This is a genomic window from Psychrobacter sp. CoH-33_TS_01 (genome assembly GCF_058189395.1).
Genome location: NZ_JBVGQI010000003.1, coordinates 437419 through 458759, shown reverse-complemented (window position 1 = coordinate 458759; position 21341 = coordinate 437419). Strand labels below are relative to the sequence as shown.

Sequence of the window (21341 nt, the reverse complement as noted above, 5' to 3'; positions counted from 1 at the left end):
TAGCTTTACTAACATCGATTCCAACATAGTGAGTCATCTTGTCGTCTTCCCTTGTTCATTCAGTGTCACTCATTGCATCTTAGAGATGGCGAGGCACTTGGATACCATTCAGAGTATGAAGATGAAGGATGAGCATTGGGCGTTATCTACGTCACAGTGTCTAAGCACTAAGGGTGCGGTCACGCTCACAATGCTCGTGATTCGATGATAAATTGTACCAATAACTCATGAGATTTATCATCAATCAAGATACAAGGCTGGGCATCCTGCCCAGCCTTATGAGCCTCATAAATCCGCTGGGCAAGATGCCCAGCCTACGGTCAATATTTTCGAGATTTGTAGGTTGGGTTAATAACCCACCACCTCTATTTTTAGCAAGAACCGTAGCGTGGGTTTAAACCCACGGTTTGGGTAGAGGATAAAGCGTTGAGTTTAATTAAGACTAAAATTCAATCATTTGTCACTGTATTTCAATGATTAGGTTTGTGTTCTGATTCCGTGGGTTACGCTTCGCTAACCACACGCTACGTCTCTTATTCAAACACTTTAAGTTGCAAAGTGAAATTTAAATAATAATTCACTCAATTGATGGGGAATTAAAATGATTAAAACTGACCAAGTAGAAATTCAATGTCCCCAATGTGGGCATAATGAATTTGAATATCCAGATAACTTGAAAGATAATGATTTTATTAAATGTAATAATTGTCACTTTGAAATCATGTCAGCTGATTTAAAAGAAGTAGGTTTTGAGCAAGCGAAAGCAGTAGCCATACCTGAAATAAAAGCAGAGGTTGAGAAAATATTTAAAGATATATTTAAAGATTTAAAATGAGTAATTTTGAAGCATTAAGCTTATTTATTTCTACTTTAGCAGTAGTAATTTCAACCGTCTCATTAGTTCGTACAAGAAAATTAGCTAAAGAACAACTAGAGCTTGAAAAAGTTACAGCTGAGCTATCGAGGCTTCAGATAGAAAATATAGCTGAGGAAAAAACGAATAAAGCCAAACCTAATTTTAATGTTAGCCTAACAAAAATAGGTGCATCTTATAATTTTTATATATCTAATACGGGTCTAGGCAGCGCATACAATGTTAATTTTGAGTTAATTAATTGCGAAGATAGCCCTTTATTTTCTTCTGAGTTACTAGATATGTTCCCTTATCAAGAGATGAAGCCGAGTTCAAGAATTAAACTCTTAGCCTCTCTACATATGAATAGTTCTGTCAAATACCAATCTAAGTTGAGTTGGGAAGATAAGAACGGTAATGAATATGAAGAAATATTTTGGACTTCTCTGTAAAAATGCATGATGAGTTATCAGAAGGTTTAAGACGTAGGATAGGCATCTTGCCCAGCATTATAAACCTGATAAATACGCTGGGCTAAAGCCACAGCCTACGCCCAAAATTTACGAGATTTGTAGGGTGGGTTAATAACCCACCAACGATATATAAAAAATCGCTATATTAAAAGGTGGGTTACGTTTAGCCTTCATTCTTTCCGAGAACTCGGCAAAACTAACCCACCCTACTTTAAAGCCAGTACCTGAACTTGATTACCCTAGATTCACCACATTAGAGTAACGTATATATGCTATCGTATATACATTATCCAAATAAGCGATTAAGGGGATACTCATGGAAACAGTGCAACAGCTAGAAGATAATGCAGACAGTAAGAGCAAACCTGATAGTCAGATACAATCAGACACCGCTAAAGTCTTTATGTCTGGCAACAGCCAAGCAGTGCGTCTACCTAAAGCTTATCGCTTTGACGCTGATATAGACACTTTAGAAGTTCAAAAGGTGGGTGACAGTCTGGTACTGACCCCTAAAACATCGCAAAGCAGCGCTTGGGAGAGCCGAGTCAATGCCGTATTCGATGATCTAGCGGCAACTCATGATGACTCTGATGCTTTGACGAATCTTGACCTACTTCTAGACATTGAAGACCCACCACCAGAGGAGCGTGAAGCTCTGGTCTTTCACAATGATTGGGCGGTTAAGGGTTGGGATCAATGACACATCGGTATATGCTCGACAGCAATATTTGTATTTATGCGATTAATAATCATCCTACAAAAGTCAAAGCTAAGCTAATAAGTATAGGCGAGGGTCAATGCGCCATATCAAGTATCGTAGCATCAGAGCTAGCTTTTGGTGTGGTGAAAAGTGGCAGATCAAACAATAAAGCCAACTTGACTCGCTTTTTATCGCTATTTGATATTATCCCTTTTGATGACAATAGTATGTGGCACTACGCCAATTTACGTCATGATTTACAAGCTAAAGGCCAAGTCATCGGCAGTCTCGATATGTTAATAGCAGCGCACGCATTAGCCCTAGATGCCACATTAGTCACTAACAATGTTAAAGAGTTCGACCGTGTACCCAATCTAAGAGTTGAAAACTGGATTTAGTTTTCTCCCTATAATTAAATAATGAATAAAACCCAAGCACCAAAAACAGTTTCCAAACTTAATAAAGCATTGTGGGATATACTCCGCTCACCCACGCTACCCATTCAATAACCGTAATTCGCAAGGTAAGCTCAATGACCTACTCAATTTTTTGCCAAACGCCAAACAATGCCCTCAAAGAACCTATGTTTTTTGGTCAACCGGTCAACGTCGCCCGCTACGACCAACAAAAGCATCCCATCTTTGAGCAGCTGATTGAAAAGCAACTGTCGTTCTTTTGGCGTCCCGAGGAAGTGGACGTCTCACGCGACCGTCTCGACTTTGGCAATCTATCTTCGCATGAGCAGCATATCTTCTTAAGTAACTTGAAGTATCAGACCCTGCTCGACTCGATTCAAGGCCGTAGCCCTAACGTCGTGTTATTGCCATTGGTTTCTATCCCTGAACTAGAGACTTGGATTGAGACTTGGTCTTTCTCTGAGACCATTCACTCGCGCAGTTATACCCATATTATTCGTAACATCGTCAATGACCCAAGCTTAGTATTTGACGACATTATGGAGAATAGAAACATCCTAGACCGCGCCTCAGACATCGCAAAATACTACGATGACCTGTATCAGCACTCGCAAGTTTATAGCTTATTTGGTGAAGGCACGCACACGATTAATGGTAAAGAAGTCACAGTAGATTTAAAAATTCTGAAGAAGAAACTCTACTTGTGCATCATGGCGGTGAACGTATTAGAAGCTATCCGTTTCTACGTCTCGTTTGCTTGCTCATTCGCCTTTGCTGAGCGCAAGCTGATGGAAGGTAATGCGAAGATTATTAAGCTGATTGCCCGTGATGAAGCGTTACATTTGACCAGTACCCAGCACATCCTCAACCTAATGCGCAATGGTAAAGATGACCCAGAGATGGTCGATATCGCCAAAGAGTGCTTTGAAGACAGCGTAGAAATCTTCCGCAAGGCTGCTGAGCAAGAGAAAGAGTGGGCAAGCTACCTATTTAAAGACGGCTCAATGATTGGCTTGAATAAAGACATTCTTTGCCAGTACGTAGAATATATTACCAATCTGCGCATGGAAGCGGTTGGCCTGCCAGCCATCTTCCCCGATGCAAAGTCTAACCCTATCCCATGGATCAACACTTGGTTATCGTCAGATAACGTTCAGGTAGCACCACAAGAGACCGAGATTAGCTCTTATTTGGTCGGTCAGATTGATTCAGACCTATCAAACAGCGACTTTGATGACTTTGAATTATAGGTTTGAACTATAAGATTTGCGCTATAAATCTGAAGGCTAGATTTAAGCTATAAGTCTAAAGTTGCCAGATTTAGATTCTGCAAAACCGTCATCACACTGTAGCTTTCTTATTATAAAGTGAGTGCGTTAACTGTCTTATATAGTGTGATGACCCGCTAGTAAATGAGAGAACCGTAGATTATAAAGGTGAGTTATGACTTGGGTGAAAACCAGTCGGACACAGTTTTATTTACATGATGACGAGACCTTGCTTGAGGGCCTACTGCGCACCGGTCACGAAGTCGAGTTTCAGTGTAAAGAAGGCTATTGCGGCAGTTGCCGAGTGCGCTTAGTGTCAGGATCGCATCCCATAGATTACGCCACCACACCGCTGGCCATGATTGAAGAGGATGAGATTCTACCCTGCTGCTGCCGAGTACAAGGCGTCATTCATATCTGTCATGAGCGTATTAAAGACTAGCGTTAGCTCTAGCAAATCATGTGTTTATTTATTAAGCCAATCCTTACCCATAAAAAAAGCAGAGACTCTATAGCCTCTGCTTTTTTCGTTTCAAGCTGTTCAAACCATTATGGCTGATTGCGTGCTGCGTCTTTCTCAAACAGCTGCATCAACTCTTCACGGAGACGCAAACGCTCCTCTTCCGTCATCGGCGTGCCGTTACCACTGTCGTCCATTCGCTCACCTGCGCTAGGCTCTTCTAAATAAGGCTGGTCAATGAGTGGCGCCTCAACCGTTTCTTGCGGAGGTCGTTCGGTCAAGATGATTTGGATTTGCTTATTCACCTGCTTATTACCCATAGTGCGCAACACTTGCGCATTCAATACCGTATCAGGCGCTTTGCGGGCCACATATTGGATGAGAGTATTGGCATCGGTCATCTCTACCCCATCAATGCTTAGAATCACATCGCCAACCTGTAGACCACTCTTCGCAGAAGGGCTCTCTGGGATGACATTGAGCACTTCTACCCCAGTCGTAGTATCGAGCTGAGTTGGATCACGGAGTTTCGATTGTATTTCGATACCTAGCCAGCCACGACGCACTCGACCATCTTTGATAAGCGCATTCATCACTTGCTCGACTAGAGAGGTAGGAATAGCAAAGCCAATCCCCATTGAGCCTCCCGAGCGTGAGAAAATCAGGGTGTTAATGCCCACGAGCTGGCCATAAGCATCGACTAGTGCACCGCCTGAGTTACCAGGGTTAATAGCAGCATCAGTCTGAATGAAGTCTTCAAACTTGTTCACGCCCAGACCGGTACGACCTGTCGCTGAAATAATCCCTTGGGTAACTGTCTGGCCTACCCCAAATGGATTGCCGATAGCGAGAGCAATATCGCCCACTTCGATAGGTTTCGAGCGAAACGCTAATGGCGTTAACCCCGTCATATCTACTTTAATCACGGCCAAATCGCTGTCAGGATCGGTACCAATGATTAAGGCGCGGCTGCGACGACCATCGTTAAATGAGACGGTAATTTCGTCCGCCTTTTCAATCACGTGAGCGTTAGTAACGATATAGCCATCTTGCGATACGATAACGCCTGAGCCTAAGTTGGTCTCGCCGTGCTCTTGCTCTGGCATCCCGCCATGAAACTCGAAGAAGCGGCGCAACACCGGATCGTCCATATACGGGTGATTGTTCACGACTTGGGTGGTATAGATATTGACGACAGACTGTGACGCCCGAGCGACAGCATCATGATAAGACACCACAGGTGCCGGAGTATCGGTCGGCGGCTGCGTCTCTTGCTGTACTGGCTCAGCTCGTGGTGGCTGCCACGCGGCATCTTGTTCACTTTGGTAGCTGGTGAACAACCAAGCAAACGCCACCAAAAGTGCCACCAGCAATAGCCATGGCAACCAGGTCAAAACAGACGTTTTTTTAGTATTTACGGGGCGCGACATATATTTACCTCTGGGGAGTTACCCTCAATTTTGGGAATAACTTTATTGGCCGTGACAGGTGATCCATAAAGTGCTAAGTGCTATTGCGCAAACAGTATATAAACCCTAAGTCCCCCTAGCTACTGGTATAGGATAGGCGTAGCATAAGTCTGACTGAACAGTTTATTGCCCGCCCTTGGACTGGGCGCAACCATTGCGGTATCTCGGGCACATAGTTTACCATCTCCCATGTATCCGCGCAGACAGTAGCCCCGTCTTTTTTAATGGCTTTTGTTAAGTTTGTTTTGCAGAATCATTACATGACGTGTGTGGCCTACGCAACTGTGTAGAGGCGGTAGCTATTATGGCAATGAGGCGTTATGGTTAATGGGCCACCGTATTGTTAAAATTAGTTAGACCCTTATTATAAAATTGCCTTGTTTTAATATTAATTACCAATACTAACCACCCTTTTTTTATACGAATGCCCCTTTTACCGATATAGGATATTTTATGACCAGCAACGCCACCCTTAATGCAGAGACCCTTGTGCCCACGACTGAATCGCTAGAGGGCACAATAAGCCCGAATGAGCTGGCAGAATGGTGTGATGAGTACTTGCAGGCGAGCCAGTTTAAAGATTATTGCCCAAACGGGTTGCAAGTCGATGCCGACCGCCCTATCCGTCATATCATCACGGGGGTGACAGCTTGTGAGGCACTAATCGATGCCGCTATCGAGCAAAACGCTGACGCTATTTTGGTGCACCATGGTTACTTTTGGAAAGGCGAACCGCAGAGCTTGGTGGGTATGAAAGGCCGCCGTATCCGCAAATTGCTGCAAAATGGCATTTCTTTACTGGCGTATCATTTACCTTTAGACGCCCATCCTGACAGTGGTAATAATGCAGTATTAGCAGCCGCTTTAGGTTTGCAGGTGACAGGCGCCTTGTATCCGGAAGAAAGTCATCCTGTAGGCAATATCACCACTTGCGAGGCTATGACCTCTGCTGAGCTGCAAGCGCGTATCGAGCAGGTGCTGAATCGTCCGCCATTAGTCATCTATGGGAATGAGCAAGGTGGCGATAGAGTGCTAAAAAAGATTGGTATTTGTACAGGCGGCGCGCAAGATATGCTCGAGCAAGCAGCGGCCATGGACTGTGATGCTTATATCTCTGGCGAAATCTCTGAACGGACTACCCACAGTGCTCGCGAGCTAGGCGTTGATTACTTCGCTTGCGGCCATCATGCCACTGAGCGTGGCGGGATTATGGCCTTAGGTGAGCTGCTACAGCAAAAGATGCCCTCGCTCAAAGTCACCTTTATTGATATAGATAATCCGGCTTAAAGCAGTCAGCAACCTTGCTATTTATACCAGGTTAAGTCCGACTTAGGGCAATTATCCGCCACTGAATAGCACGTTTATAAAAATTGGTTGCTATTGGTTGTCAAGTTACTACGCAGCAGTCCTACAGGTGTATTGGTAACCTTTGGACTGATGTCTAGTAAATCATCGCTAAAACATACTATTATTATACCTTTTGTACGGTTTTTGCTACTTTTCATCTTCAATTAATAAACCTCTCTTGAATATAGACCCAATAAATCGCATATTGGTATTAGCTAAAAGTTGTAAGAAATTGTTTTGTCATGAACATTCCATTTCTTTCGGCCATCGGCTAAGACGTTGATTAAACGATTTATAGTGTCAATACTGTTTATAGTGTAAATGCTGTGACCTTATTAGCTCCCTTTGCGAAAAAGCTTACAGTATTGCGGCCTATTATCACGCTTTTCTCTTGAGTTAATACGTATATTACTTCTATTAACCAGAGCTATAGCTATGCTAATCATCGTTGCAGAGACCTCCAAATAGATTTAGCCGTGTTTTATCCCAACATTGCGCTAATCTGAGCCACTCTGCCTCCAGTAAGTTTATGCGCCAGTGGTAATGCTGAATTTTTATAGCGAATTTCGATAGTCGCTAGCCACAAAAATAAAGCCTACCTGCTGACAAGTAAATAGTGCTGACCCTGTGCTAAGCAGCTACTCAAAAACTATCACTAAGATGATAGGTAGCTTTAGCCATTCAGCGCCAACCTTTCTTAATTTAGTCGCTAAATTTTAGTCCAATGACGGACATGGCCATTCACTGCATAGTGTATTGCTATGTTGTCGAGCGCCTGTTTCAGCTCGCTTTTTATAGCTTTTGATAAAAAACGAGCCATGGCCACGATAGTCCAGTTGGGTACTAATTTTAGTGCAGGTTAAGAGTGCTTTACTGGTAGTTAGCTTACTCATGACCTTACTACAAGGGCTGTTGCTCATGGTTGAGATATTTTTAAACCATGAGATTTGCTGCTGTCACATCAGGTGTCTGTCTATTAGATAACCTAAATGCGATAGCGGGCACAGCCTATATTGACCGAGCTTACTGGTTTCACCAATCTCGGTCATCTGCCTATATTAGCGAACCTTAAAAGGCAGTTATTGTCCTTGGTTCGTTTTTATGTGCGGCATAGTAAGTAGATGGCTATACCTAGGAGATATACATGCATCGTATTACTTATCGTGTCCAAGTATCATCGAAAAACGCCCGTAGCCGCATCAGAAAGTTCGTTGGCAAGACGCGTGGTGGTATGAGCACAACAAGTAAACCTGCCGTATGCAATCGCTATACCCCGAATAAATTTACTGTTAATAAATTTGCAACGACTAAAAAAATCATCCAGCTCTCCAGTATTGCGCTATTGTCATTACCGGCCAAGAGTTTGACAGTTACCAATACTGACGCGCCTGCGTATGCTCACGTCATGTTAGAGAACTCTCTGACGATTGCTTCTACGCCTAACGACAGCACTTTTTTTGCTATCGATAATTTTCAGCATGGCTTCGGCTATGACTTAACGCGCAGCTATGCCAATGAGTTGGGCGTGACGTTAAATCTTAAATCCTACCCTTCTGATGCAGCGGCCCTGGCGGCAGTCAAAAGAGGCGACGCTGATATGGCATTGACGACGGCTAGCACGCAAGAAGTCACCAAGTTTGGCATGGCCTCGATGAATTTAAGCTGTGGTCAAGACGCCAACTTAACCGCTAACGGTCTACATCCAAAAGTCAGCTGGACGTTTGCGACTGCGGATGATCCGCTATCGCAGAAAGCCAGCCACTTTTTATGCGATAACGCCAAGCTGGCCAATACTCAAAAGTTAGCGGCCTTCTATAACCAAAACTTGCTCAAAGATGCTTATAATCAAGAGCATTTTGCCAAAGCTTTAACCGACAAATTGCCCAACTATCAGTCGTCTTTTAAAGAGCAAGCCGATCAATATAATCACGATTGGGCAGTCCTAGTCGCTATGGGATATCAAGAGTCGCATCTGAATGCGAATGCCGTGTCACCTACTGGCGTCGAAGGCCTAATGATGCTGACGAATAGCACCGCCAAGGCCATGGGCGTCTCCAATCGTGTCGACCCTATGCAAAGTATCAGTGGCGGCGCACGCTATTTAGAAAAGATGAAAGAGCAGTTTGCGGATGTGCCTGATGCCGATCGTTTATGGTTTGCTCTAGCGGCCTATAATATGGGCCCCAATGCGGTCAAACGTATTCAAGCTAAGATTGACAAAAAAGGCCGAGATCCCAATAGCTGGTCTAACGTCTATGCTTATTTAACGGACAATGCGGCCTCCAATAGCCGTTATGTGCAATGCATGCATTACGTGAGTAATATCCGCAGCTACCTTGAGTCTATTAAGACGCAAACGGTTTAGGTTATAGAGGGCGACGTTGCCCTCATGACATTGTAGACTGGCTAAAACTTACGCTTATTTCATGCCATAAAAAAGCCCTGCTTAGCATTAAGCAGGGCTTTTTATTATGCGGCTGTCTACTAGCACTGGCTAGCCATCAGCTAAACATCAGTGAATAATCAAGTCAGCTAACAGCACTATTAGCAGCCAGTTCAGACCGTCAGAGTAGCTTAACGATTGGGTACCGTCAATTTCTGACCACGCTGCAACTGAGTATCTGCAGAAATATTGTTCATCTTAGCCAACTCTTCGGTTGAGATGCCATATTTACGCGCTAACGCAATAAGGCCATCCCCTGACTGTACGGTATAAGTGACCGTAACTTTCGGCACTTTTATTGTCTGCCCTCTTTGTAATTGGGCATTGCTAGCGATATTATTGGTCGCCGCTAGATCATCTACGCTGACACCAAGTTTGCGCGCTAGACCAATGAGACTATCTCCTGACTGCACTTTATAGCTTTCAGTGTTCGACAGTTTGCTACCTGTACTGGCCGCGGCCTTGCTTGGGGCTGGCGTGCTGGCACTTGAGCTGCTGCTAGAAGAACTACTAGCCGCCGGAGCGACGGTAGCGCCCTTGGCTGGGATAGTAATAGTGCGGCCTAAGATAAGATTGGCTGAAGTAGACATATTATTAGCAGCCGCTAAGTTACTGATAGAAACGCCATGACGCGCTGCTACCCCACTTAAGGTATCGCCTGATTTCACTTTATATTTAATGGCTTCGTCATTCAATTGCACGCTTACTTTATCTTGGCTAACCGGTAGCTTAATCGTCTGACCCAGTTGCAAGCGAGCATTGGCATTAAAGTTATTAATCGCAGCAACCTGCTCAGCACTTACGCCAATCTCATTAGCGATACCAATTAGCGTATCACCAGACTTGACCTTATAGCTCGAGGTCGGGCCAGAATACTTGGCACTGCTGCTGGTCGAGCTGGTAGCTGCTGCCGATGAGCTGCTAGTGCTAGTAGCCGGTACTTTTAAACGCTGACCGACAAACAAATTACTCGTAGGCGTCAGCCCATTTAAGCTCGCTAGGGTATCGGTCGAGACGCCATAGTCACGCGCTAAGGCAATCAAGCCATCGCCCGCTTTTACCGTATAGGTAGTGGTCTTACCTGAATAGCTGCTGGTAGACGCTGCAGCGCTGCTAGACGACGAAGTAGCAGTCGTAGAACTAGAAGTCGGTGTGGTAGCAGGCACTTTTAAACGCTGACCGACGAAAAGATTACTGGTGCTGCTTAAGCCGTTTAAACTGGCTAAAGTTTCGGTAGACACGCCATATTCACGCGCTAAAGCAATCAGGCCATCGCCAGATTTCACAGTATAAGTGGTGGTCTTGCCTGAATAGCTGCTGGTGTTGCTAGCAGCAGGAGCACGGCTTGGGCTGCTAGAACTGGAGCTGCTGCTAGCACTTGGACTAGGCTTACTGCTGCTAACTTTACCTGGGATCAACCATAAGCGCTGACCACGTAGCAATTCAGAAGAGCTGCTAATATTGTTATAACTGGCCAACTCACTGACTGAGATACCAAAACGGTTGGCGGTACCAATGAGGGTATCACCGGATTGTACGATGTAGCTTTCTGGGATAGCCGGCGCCGTTGGCGTATTGCTACTAGTAGCGGTAATAGGCTTGGCGTTATAAAGATATAAAGTACTACCCGCTAGCAAGCTTGCATTGGCATCGATTTGGTTCCATTCAGCGATATCTCTCCAGCTGACTCCGGCACGACTAGCAATGTTAGATAGCGTATCACCGCGCTTGACCGTATAAGTCGAGCGGGTCCCTTGTGGCTTAGGTTTGCTGGCCGTAGTATTGGCAGGAGTAGCAAAGCTGAGTTTCTTTTCTTGACCCTTCGCTTCGAGTACCGATTGCTGGGTCTGTACCGCAGATAGCTTAATATTACCATCGACAGAACTGATGACATCAGAGACTGCTGGGGTTTGCTGCTGAATCTGCTTGGCAATAAAGTCACGTTCAGCACTGCTGAGTGGTGGCTCTTGCACGATAGTATTGTTTTGCGTCACTTGAGCCGAGGTCGTGGGTAGGCTATTGCTGCTCTTCAACTCCGCATTAATTTTTTGTACTTCAGTTGATTTAATTGGTGGCTCACTGACGACATTGGCTTGGCTGCTATAGACCGAGCTGCTGGTCGGTGAGACTGTAGGCGAAATATAGCTGGTCGTTTGCTTAGGCACACTGGCACTGGCTGCATATTCTGCTAATGCAGAAGAGCTAGACGGTAGTGAACCATTAGGATACGGCTTAGTGTTATAGTCTGGGGTCGGTTGACTGGCCATGATTGTGCCGGCACCTGTACCGCCCAGTGTGGTCAACTTCGCATCCATAGTGACATTGACATCATTAGGAATCACGACGCGCTGTGGACCGGCCGCATCGACACGCAAGGCCAATAAGGCAGGGTTCAGCTTTTGTAGCTCATCTACAGGCACGCCAGTCACTTGCGAGACTTGCGACAAGGTAGTGCCATAGCTCACAGGCACACTACGGAAATGCTGACGGTTAGCGATAGCCGGCAGATACACCCCATATTTTTGCGGTTGCGCGATAATATCTGCTACTGCTAAGAAACGCGGCACATAGTTTTGCGTTTCAGTCGGCAGTTTTAGTGACCAGAAATCTGTCGGCAGCCCTTGAGCAGCGTTCGCATCGATGGCTTTCTGAATACGACCTGGTCCTGCGTTATAGGCAGCCAGTGCCAATTCCCAACTGCCAAACTGGTTGTGCAAGGCGGTTAAGAAGTCATAAGCGGCACGAGTTGATTCGATGACGTCACGACGCCCATCATAGCTGCTGCTTTGATTTAGACCATAGATACGCCCCGTACTTGGGATGAACTGCCAAAGACCCGCAGCCGCCGCATTACTGGTAGCACTTGGATCGTACGAGCTCTCAATGACCGGCAATAGCGCCAACTCGGTAGGAATATTACGGCGCTCAGCTTCACGAACGGTATGGTAGAGATAACGACTAGAGCGAGCCGCTAGACGGTTTAAATAATCTTGACGCGAAGAGAACCAACTTTTCTGGGCTTCAATACGTGCGTTATAGCCATACTGACCATGATCCATACGATAGCCGGCACGCAGACGATTCCACAAATCACCATATTTCTGAATGGCCAATTTATTATCTTCTACGATAGTCATGTCCGTTGCTTCAAGCAAATCGGCCAACTCATCTAAGCTATCAGCATCTAGATACGCTGTGGAAAAGTCACCGGCTGTATTCGGCACGGGCTTAGTCGCAGGACCCTTAGTCACCACAGGGCTTTTATTAGTAACAATAGGTTCTTTAATGCTGCTGGTATTACTACAACCACTAACCAGTAAAATCGCTGAGACAGCGAGCGTCAATTGCTTTAAAGGTGCCACGGCTAGCGTACGAGGGGTAGATGAGACAGTTGACATGATTGGTAAGACTTCCTAAATGACTGAAAGAGGATAAGTAATTGACCAGCGGGCATTCAAGTTAATGCCCATAGCATTACAGCATAAAATTGGGGTTAATAAGGCTCACTGCTAATAAGGCGCTTGGTCCAACGACCCTTCACTTTATTACTGCTACCCTATTACTGCGAAACCATTAAGCTTTTAATTCTTAAGATTTTTAGTGGCATAGCTGTGACTATATTATGAAGACCACTCTACTTTCAACCGCTATTTACTGGTGAGTTATTACTAGTTTAGCTCGTTAGCCAAGTAATAGCTCAACCCACCTGCTCACAATTCACTTACAATAAATAATAGGAGACGTCCTAATTCATTAGTAAATAAAAGCGAGAGACCCACAATACGTGGGCCGTTCAACAGCAGTAAAGGCGATTAGCAGTATCAACAACCATAAAAAATTAACTAGCAATAAGTTGGTGAGTGCTTAAATTATTAAGCGCTTGGATTATTACAAGTTAGTTAATTGATTATTTAATTATTAGTTAATAGTCACTTGCGAAACGGCTCGCAATAGTACTGCATTGCCACTACCTGAAGCTAGCGTCACGCGTGATGAGGTCACAAACGAGACATTCTGACCATCTCTAGTCCAAGTTTCTACAGTTTTGACATCCGCTTTAGCTTGATCGCCTGAAGTCACAATATTACTAATCGAGATATCGTAACGATAGTTTTGCGTTTGCTCCCAGCTTCTTTGTAAAAGCTTTAAGTAAGCATCTTTATCTAAGCTTGTCGTCTTGCCCTTACGCGATAAAGAAATCAAAGCATCATCAGAGACTAAGGTAGCCACTTGGGCGATGTTTTGGCTATTGGCCGCGTTCTTCATAGCCGACGCATACCCAGTAACCGCACTTTCTGTAATAGGAGCTGCCTGCGCACTCATCATAGTGGTAGCCGCTAATGCCCCTGCTGTGACAATGCTCATGCCGTATAGGGCGCGCTTTGCCGACTGCGCTGTGAATAGCATACGGAATGCTGTGGTTATAGCTTTTTTATTGTGGAATTTTTTCGTGATTTTCATAAATACTTCCTTCAATCTGGACCGCTGAATTCGTATAGCTGTCGTTTTATTATTAAATAATGGCTAGGCCTGGGGACTGCTAAACGCAAGCGTTGTCAGTTTAGATTACCACGTTAATATAACAGTGATGTAACAACCGGTGTAGGGCTTGTTTAACTGACTGCCAACCCTATGAATCACTCATGCTTTCGTTGTAAATATCATCGTCATGCAGCTTCATACCGAGACGCTCTACCCGCTTATCCATCAACTGGCGTGCTAGGGCCTGCATATCTTCTACTTTATCTATTTCATCGACAATCTCTAGCCCCAAAAGTGTCTCTAAGACGTCTTCTAAAGTGACCAGTCCTTTGACTTCACCATACTCGCCGACTGTGATAGCAATATGAATATGCTCTTTTAGCATCAAGTCTAGTAAGTCAAATAGCTTCATTTTTGAGAAAACAAAAGTAATATCGCGTTTAAACTGATTGAGCGGCTTATTCATCGCATGGTTGGCTTTGGCCAGTAGCATATCGGTCTTGAGTACAAAACCGATAATATTATCTAGCTCTTGGTCATAAATGGGCAGACGTGAAAAGATAAGTTTGGGGCGTTCTGCTAACACTTCTGCGACCGTCATGGACTCTTCAAATGCCAACATGACTGAGCGCGGAGTCATAATATCTTCGACTTTAATGGCGCCAAACGCTAATAGGTTACGAATAATACGCGACTCTAAAGGATCAATTTGTCCCGACTCTTCGCCCACACTCGCTAAAGCAGCAAATTCACGACGGCTAAAGACATTCGAGTCTTTGCCACGTACCAACATCTTAGTGAGACGCTCTGACAACCAGATGAGCGGGTACAGCAACAGAATAATGCCACGGACAAAATACGCCACCAGCCCGCTTAACTGACGCCAGTAGACCGTACCCAAAGTTTTAGGAATAATCTCCGAAAACGTCAAAATAGCCAAGGTCATTAGCGCAGAGAATAGGCCAAACCAGGCACTACCGAAAACGATCGTGGCCTGCGCCCCTGCTCCAATAGAGCCTAAAGTATTGGCCATGGTATTCAAGGTTAAGATAGCGGCCAACGACTGGTCAACATTATCGACCTTCAGGCGCTTCAACATATCCGCTTTAGCAGGATTTTCCTCACGGATATCCGCAATGAATGACGGGGTCATACTCAGCAGTACCGACTCCGCCATAGAGCAGATAAAGGAGATGCCGATAGCCATCACAATAAAGAATACCAACAGCAGGATATTGCTGGTGGTAGGCTCTACGACACTGTCCGCTGCCCATACACTCATGGGCATAGCTGTAGCCGCGAGCACAGCCAGGACTTTCGCTAGCCCTGATAGTGGAAGCACGACTGCGGTATCAAGAGAGACGCTCTCCCCTAATAACGAACGGTCAGATGGCATACCGGCGCTGGCCGGCGGAGGTTCAGAATTTTTAGATTTACTCATAGGGTGACAATACACAACTGTGTTGAAAAAGGGGGGTAACCTAAATAAAATAAAGGGATTATGATAGCGTAAAGGATAAGCGCTAGGCAGACTATATTGGGCAATCGTAGCAAACTATCAAGGGGGACTACTAGCCACTAGCATACTGCCGCGTTCATCTTTACTATAGGGCTGGTTTACTAAAGGCTGGCGGCTTTTATGAGACAGGCCCAAAGTAGCCCTTTGACTATATAGCCTAGTGCCCTCTATTATTGTTATCCCTCAACATTTATCTAAGTCGACAAGTTTAGCCATAGTAAATCATACACCCTGTACTGACAAGCTAGTGCACAAAAATACTTATGCCCATGGATTAACAGTTACCAAGTGCGGCAATTTTTGTTACTATGCGTCATATTTTATCCCTGAATCAATATGAGACAATTATGAGCTTTTTAATTCAATCTGCCCATGCCGCTGACGAAGTTGCCGGTGGCATCACAGGTTTATTCGGTCAACTATTATTACCTATCGCCTTTTTCGCTATTTTTTACTTTTTAATTATCCGTCCACAATCAAAGCGTACTAAAGAACATCGCGCTATGATTGAAGCCTTGAAAGTCGGTAGCGAAGTGATTTTCGCTGGTGGCTTGATGGGTCGTATCAAAAAGCTAGAAGGTGACTACGCCGTAGTAAGCCTAAATAATAATACAGATATCAAAGTACAACGCGCTTCAGTACTTTCTGTATTACCAGCTGGTACGATCGACAGTCTCTAAATAATCGCCGTTAGCTGCGCAGCTTAAAGTCGCCAGCGCGGAGTATGACTGTCCGTTTATAGTAGTTTGGTACCGGCTTAAGGTCTAGCAATATAAACGGAGTACACTCTGTTGTTAGCGATCATGGCGTCTGCTCTTATTGCATTATTTGCAATGAATCAGACGCTTTTCTGTCCTAGCTAGCCTGTCCTAGTCAATATTAAGAAGTGATTATGCAATATCCAGCTTGGAAATATATACTCATTGTCATCGTGCTGTTCTTCTCCGGACTGTATGCCCTTCCCAATCTCTATCCTGATGAAGACGCGGTACAGATTACCAGTGAATCTGCCGGGACACAGCTGACGGAAGATGTGCTGACCGAAGCGCAAGCTTTGCTCAAAGCCGCCGATATTAACTATCATGGTGGCAGCTTTGAAGGCAATAGTGCGCTACTGCGTCTCGACAATCCAGAGCAGCAGCTTAGAGCTCAAGAAGTCCTGAGAAAAGACTTGGGAGATGACTATGTCGTCGCCTTAAACTTAGCGCAGACTACGCCCCAGTGGCTACGTGATCTGGGCGCGCGTCCGATGAAGCTCGGCCTCGATTTACGAGGGGGCGTACGCTTTGTCCTTGAAGTCGATATGAATAAGGCTTTAGAGCAGCGTTTGACCAGTGCCAGTCGTGACATCCGTCGTGATTTACGCACTGAGCGTATCGCCGTGAAAGGGATCAAGACGGACCCTAAAGGCGTCACCCTGCACTTTGCGGATACGACTACTCGTGATCGCGCGCAGAATATACTCCAAGGCAGTATGGGCACGACTTTTAACTTGCAGTCTTCTATAGACAAGCAAGGCCCTGCGCTAATCATGACTTATAACGACGCCACCATTGATGAGATTAATCAGTACGCGGTCGGGCAAAACTTGACCACGCTACGCAATCGTATCAATGAGTTGGGCGTAGCTGAAGCGCTAGTACAGTCGCAAGGCGCCAACCGTATTGTCGTCGAACTGCCTGGGGTGCAAGATACTGCAGAGGCTAAACGTGTCCTCGGTCGTACTGCGAACCTTGAGTTCCGTATGGTCGCTAAAAATAGCGAAAACTATACGGGTGGTATTGCGCCAGCAGGGACAGAAGCTTTCCCATTCGGCAGCCTAGATGGCCCGCCTGTACTACTTGAGCGTCAAGCCATTGTGACCGGTGACAAAGTCACCAATGCCCAAACCAGTCTCGATGAGAATGGCCGTCCTGAAGTGAACATCACGCTAGATAGCGCGGGTGGTAAGCTGATGCAGAACGCCACAGCGCAAGCGGTTGGTGATCAGATGGCGGTATTGTTTATTGAAAATAAACAGCGTGTCACTTTTGAAGAAGATGCTACTACGGGTGAGACGGTCGAAGTCCGTACCCCTTATGCTGAAACTAAAGTGATTAACCGTGCCAATATTCAAGCGGTACTAGGCTCTTCTTTCCGTATTACGGGTCTAGATAGCAATGCAGAAGCGGCTGAGCTTGCCCTACTATTACGCTCAGGTGCTCTAGCAGCGCCGATGTACTTTGTTGAAGAGCGCACCATTGGTCCTTCATTGGGTCAAGATAATATCGATAAAGGCTTAACGTCGACGCGTATCGGTTATCTGCTGGTTTTCGTATTCATGATTATCTTTTATCGTCTATTCGGGGTTATTGCGAACGTTGCGCTCGCTATCAACGTCGTGATGATGATTGCGATTATGTCTATCTTAGGCTCGTCGCTCACTCTACCGGGTATTGCAGGTATCGTACTGACCATTGGTATGGCCGTTGATGCCAACGTGCTAATCTTTGAGCGTATCCGTGAGGAGCTCGCCAATGGGGTCAGGCCAAAGTCTGCTATTACTGCCGGCTTCGACCGTGCCTTTAGTAGTATCTTTGATGCTAACCTCACGACCTTGTTAGTGGCCTTTATTCTCTTTGCGATTGGTACCGGCCCCATTAAAGGCTTCGCCATCACCTTAGCGATTGGTATCATCTGCTCATTGTTTACCGCCATCTTAGTCACGCGCGCTTTAGTGCAGCTGGCCTATGGTAGACGCAAATCCATCAAGAAATTGAGCATCGGCTAGGAGATTATCATGGCTATTGAACAAAATAACCCGAACTCAGGCAGCACCTCCACAGGTGGCTCGAGTACCCCTACTGACGATGCCAACCTAACCCCGGCTGAGCGTCGCCGTAGACGTCGTGGCCAGCCGCGTCGTGATGGTAAGGGCAGCAATGCCACTACCAATGACGCCACGCTAAATAAGGCGGCTAGCAGCACCAGTTTGAGCAAAACGCCTACCCCCTCTACTAGCGACTTAGTAGAGACCGCTGACAGTGCGGATGATGCCGCAGCTATGGCTGAAGGTGGTATTAAAGCCATCGGCAACCAGCGCATTATCGACTTTATGAAAATCGAGAAACCAATGGCTTGGCTGTCATTCCTATTGGTCATCGGCAGTATCATTGCGATTGCTGTAAACGGTCTGAACTTAGGACTTGATTTCACCGGTGGGGTCTCTGCTGATGTGAAATATGAGCAGCCAGTCGAACAGAAAGAAGTCGTAGCCGCCTTGGCAAAAGATGGTTTTGATGATGCAGTTGTACAGTACTTAGGCACCCGTGAAGAGCTACTGATCCGCCTACCGCCGCAGTCGGATAACGTCGATGGCTTAAACGCTAATTTGACCTCTGCTCTGACGCTACCGAATAACAAAGTTACAATCAGTAATGTCAACATCATTGGTAGTCAGGTTGGTAATGAAATTTACCTGAACTCAGTCATGGCATTGGCATTAGCTTTGATTTCTATGCTAGGTTATGTGGCGCTGCGTTTCCAGTTCAAACTGGCACTAGGTGCGGTAGTCTCACTATTTCATGATGCTATTGTCGTCGTGGGTGTGTTTGCGCTATTTGGTTGGCCATTTGACTTAACGGTATTGGCCGCGGTATTAGCCCTAATCGGTTATTCTCTAAACGATACTATCGTGGTCTATGACCGTATCCGTGAGAACTTCCGCCGCGTCCGTGGTATTACCCCTCGTCAAATCTTGAACTTATCGCTCACTGAGACTTTACGCCGTACTATCATGACCATCACTACCGTATTATTGGTGGTATTGGCCATGATGTTCTTAGGCGGTGATGGCCTATACTGGTTCTCAGTAGCGCTATTCATTGGTCTATTGGCCGGTACTTATTCTTCAACTTATATCGCCAGCTCTATCCCGCTGCGCATGGGCCTATCGCGTGATGATTTCGTCGTCAAAGTGAAGCCTGAGTTTGAAGAAGAAGTGGTCAGCTTTAATGATCCTAAGATGTTTGAAGACTAAGGTGTTTAAAGATTAGGTTGAGACCTAAACTAGAGCTCAACAGAAGTTGCTGTAGCTTGGTTTAGTCCCTTAGTTGAGTCACTCCCTAGAAAAGCACCTATCCTTAGGTGCTTTTCTATTATTTTATTAGAGCAAATTTCTTTTTATTTTATTAGAGTAAATATAGGGTATACGGCAAAACTTGTTTATTACCTGTATTTTTCTATAATTTTTGCCCTAGATGCTATTTTAGACGGTAAGCTATAACGCATTCGTCTACGCTCACTCACCCCTTTGCTGTTCGTTTGCCTATTGATTACAAGCCTGATATCTCTATGTCTGATATGTCCTCCTCCCAAGCTGCTACCACAAAACCTGCTGTGGATAGTCGCTATCGTTATATCGTCGCCATTGCTGTCCCTGTAGTACTGGCTAATTTAGCCATGCCCCTACAAAGCGTTATCGATACGGCCATTGTGGGGCATATGCCAGAGGCGGCGAACCTAGCTGGAATGGGCTTAGCGATTCAACTATTAACGCTACTACTGGTCAGCTTTAACTTCTTGCAATATGCGTCTTCAGGGCTATCTGCACAGGCTTTGGGCAATGCTACTCGTGATAATCCTACTAGTAATACTCAGGACTTGGCTAGCACATCTGATGCCACGGTTAAGCCAATTAAACCGCTAAGTCCGCACCAACTTGCTGCACCAAAGCTACTATCGATATTACAACGCGCCCTACTTATCGGCTTGGCTATTGGGGCTGTGCTGCTGCTATTAAAGCCTTGGATTATTGATATTGGCCTGCAGTTATTGGCTGCTAATCCGGCCAGTGGTGAAGCCGCTAAGACCTATCTGGATGTACGTCTTTGGGGTGTGATGGCGGAGCTGATGAACTTCGCCTTTATTGGTTGGTTTGCCGGCCAAGGACGTACCCGCTATCTGCTCTATCAACAAAGCGCTATCGCTGCCCTAAATATCATCCTGACCTTATCGTTGGTCTATGGGGCGAATATGGGACTGGCAGGCGTGGCCTTAGGCACGACTATCGCCTATTGGATTGGCTTTATCATTGCGATGTATCTGGTCAAAGTGCATTTGCAGATATCGTTACGTGAGTTATTCACGCTAGACCGTCGGGAGTTTACTCGCGATAAGATGCTTAGGCTATTTTTGCTCAATAAAGATATTTTTATTCGCACCTTGGTCTTAACCATCAGCTTTGCTTGGGTCACGCGGTTATCTGCTATGAGTGGCGATTTGGTGTTGGCCGCAAATACGATTTTATTGCAGGTATTAACTATCTCAGCGCTAGCTTTAGACGGGGTTGCAGTGGCCGCCGAGACCCTCAGTGGGCAAGCGGCAGGCCGGCGCGACTGGGATCAATTTCGCTTAATTATTAAACGTACTGGCATCGTCAGTTATGGCTTAGCCACGGTGCTGACCATGATTTGGTGGTTAGGTATGCCTTACTACTTACCTATGATGACGGATTTGCCAGACGTTATCGCCCTAGCCTCTGATTATCGCTGGTATGCGATTTTACTGCCGGTCATTGGGGTCGGTGCTTATTGGTTAGATGGGGTGTTTTTCGGACTGACAGCGGGTCATGTGATTCGCAATGCCGCCTTAATATTGGCGGTGATATTCTTCCCGTTAAGTTTCTTGCTATATAGCCAATTTGGTATGCATGGCATTTGGCTCAGTGTCTGTAGTTTACTGCTGCTGCGGCTTTTAATCCTCAGTATTTATTTGACCCGCATCACGTTGGCTGATCAGCCTGAGCAAATTATCTAGTACAACCATTTAGTGAAAACTGAACTGAACTGAACTGAACTGAACTGAACTGAACTGAACTGAACTGAACTGAACTGAAAAAATAATAACATTCGCAATTAAAATAGATTGGAAA

Annotated in this window: 17 protein-coding genes; 13 read left to right on the top strand and 4 right to left on the bottom strand. The window is 45.5% G+C overall.

The annotated features are described in order from the left end of the window. The 7 genes from ACZ2XM_RS07935 to yfaE all read left to right on the top strand — a co-directional run. On the top strand, positions 1 to 208 hold a 208-nt coding region (locus ACZ2XM_RS07935; RefSeq protein ID WP_490611137.1), incomplete at its 5' end, for a hypothetical protein. A 393-nt stretch (positions 209 to 601) separates the two neighbouring features. Beyond that, positions 602 to 835 (top strand): hypothetical protein, encoded by a 234-nt coding sequence (locus ACZ2XM_RS07930; RefSeq protein ID WP_490587852.1) that lies wholly within the window; start codon positions 602 to 604, stop codon positions 833 to 835. Continuing rightward, positions 832 to 1305, top strand: coding sequence for a DUF8453 domain-containing protein (locus ACZ2XM_RS07925; protein WP_490587851.1), 474 nt, complete (start codon positions 832 to 834; stop codon positions 1303 to 1305). Before ACZ2XM_RS07930 ends, ACZ2XM_RS07925 begins: the two co-directional genes overlap by 4 nt. A gap of 337 nt (positions 1306 to 1642) precedes the next feature. Beyond that, positions 1643 to 2026: a type II toxin-antitoxin system VapB family antitoxin gene (vapB, locus tag ACZ2XM_RS07920; protein ID WP_490587850.1), complete on the top strand. Its 384-nt coding sequence runs from the start codon at positions 1643 to 1645 to the stop codon at positions 2024 to 2026. Further along, complete coding sequence (gene vapC, locus ACZ2XM_RS07915) at positions 2023 to 2424, top strand: type II toxin-antitoxin system tRNA(fMet)-specific endonuclease VapC (RefSeq protein ID WP_490587849.1); 402 nt, start codon at positions 2023 to 2025, stop codon at positions 2422 to 2424. The genes vapB and vapC overlap by 4 nt, the downstream gene beginning before the upstream one ends. A 134-nt stretch (positions 2425 to 2558) precedes the next feature. Continuing rightward, entirely contained in the window at positions 2559 to 3692 is a 1134-nt protein-coding gene (gene nrdB / locus ACZ2XM_RS07910) for a class Ia ribonucleoside-diphosphate reductase subunit beta (RefSeq protein ID WP_490587848.1), read from the top strand. 193 nt (positions 3693 to 3885) lie between these two features. Continuing rightward, the gene (gene yfaE / locus ACZ2XM_RS07905; protein WP_490587847.1) at positions 3886 to 4152 is read left to right on the top strand and encodes a class I ribonucleotide reductase maintenance protein YfaE; all 267 of its coding nucleotides are present in this window, start codon (positions 3886 to 3888) and stop codon (positions 4150 to 4152) included. Between the two features lie 107 nt (positions 4153 to 4259). On the opposite strand, the gene ACZ2XM_RS07900 is transcribed toward yfaE, so the two are convergent. Next, positions 4260 to 5600 carry a S1C family serine protease gene (locus tag ACZ2XM_RS07900; protein WP_490587846.1) on the bottom strand — a complete coding sequence of 447 codons (1341 nt, stop codon included), beginning with the start codon at positions 5598 to 5600 and terminating at the stop codon, positions 4260 to 4262. A gap of 492 nt (positions 5601 to 6092) precedes the next feature. Here ACZ2XM_RS07900 and ACZ2XM_RS07895 point away from each other — a divergent pair, with 492 nt between their 5' ends. Next, complete coding sequence (locus tag ACZ2XM_RS07895) at positions 6093 to 6926, top strand: Nif3-like dinuclear metal center hexameric protein (protein ID WP_490587845.1); 834 nt, start codon at positions 6093 to 6095, stop codon at positions 6924 to 6926. 1204 nt (positions 6927 to 8130) lie between these two features. Then, on the top strand, positions 8131 to 9351 hold the full coding sequence (locus ACZ2XM_RS07890) for a transglycosylase SLT domain-containing protein (protein ID WP_490587844.1): 1221 nt from the start codon (positions 8131 to 8133) through the stop codon (positions 9349 to 9351). A 209-nt stretch (positions 9352 to 9560) separates the two neighbouring features. On the opposite strand, the gene ACZ2XM_RS07885 is transcribed toward ACZ2XM_RS07890, so the two are convergent. The 3 genes from ACZ2XM_RS07885 to ACZ2XM_RS07875 form a co-directional block, all read right to left on the bottom strand. Further along, a complete protein-coding gene (locus ACZ2XM_RS07885) occupies positions 9561 to 12827 on the bottom strand; it encodes a LysM peptidoglycan-binding domain-containing protein (RefSeq protein WP_490587843.1) in 3267 nt (1088 codons plus the stop codon). Between the two features lie 520 nt (positions 12828 to 13347). Continuing rightward, the gene (locus ACZ2XM_RS07880; protein WP_490587842.1) at positions 13348 to 13890 is read right to left on the bottom strand and encodes a hypothetical protein; all 543 of its coding nucleotides are present in this window, start codon (positions 13888 to 13890) and stop codon (positions 13348 to 13350) included. Between the two features lie 169 nt (positions 13891 to 14059). Further along, positions 14060 to 15199 (bottom strand): CNNM domain-containing protein, encoded by a 1140-nt coding sequence (locus ACZ2XM_RS07875; RefSeq protein WP_490587870.1) that lies wholly within the window; start codon positions 15197 to 15199, stop codon positions 14060 to 14062. Between the two features lie 578 nt (positions 15200 to 15777). Between ACZ2XM_RS07875 and yajC the strand changes: the two genes are divergently transcribed. The 4 genes from yajC to ACZ2XM_RS07855 all read left to right on the top strand — a co-directional run bounded on the left by yajC (position 15778) and on the right by ACZ2XM_RS07855 (position 21226). After that, complete coding sequence (yajC, locus tag ACZ2XM_RS07870) at positions 15778 to 16110, top strand: preprotein translocase subunit YajC (RefSeq protein WP_490587841.1); 333 nt, start codon at positions 15778 to 15780, stop codon at positions 16108 to 16110. A gap of 212 nt (positions 16111 to 16322) precedes the next feature. Further along, a complete protein-coding gene (gene secD, locus ACZ2XM_RS07865) occupies positions 16323 to 18200 on the top strand; it encodes a protein translocase subunit SecD (protein ID WP_490587840.1) in 1878 nt (625 codons plus the stop codon). 9 nt (positions 18201 to 18209) lie between these two features. Next, a complete protein-coding gene (secF, locus tag ACZ2XM_RS07860; protein WP_490587839.1) occupies positions 18210 to 19448 on the top strand; it encodes a protein translocase subunit SecF in 1239 nt (412 codons plus the stop codon). Between the two features lie 323 nt (positions 19449 to 19771). Beyond that, entirely contained in the window at positions 19772 to 21226 is a 1455-nt protein-coding gene (locus ACZ2XM_RS07855; RefSeq protein ID WP_490587838.1) for an MATE family efflux transporter, read from the top strand. The last annotated feature ends 115 nt before the right edge of the window (positions 21227 to 21341 follow it).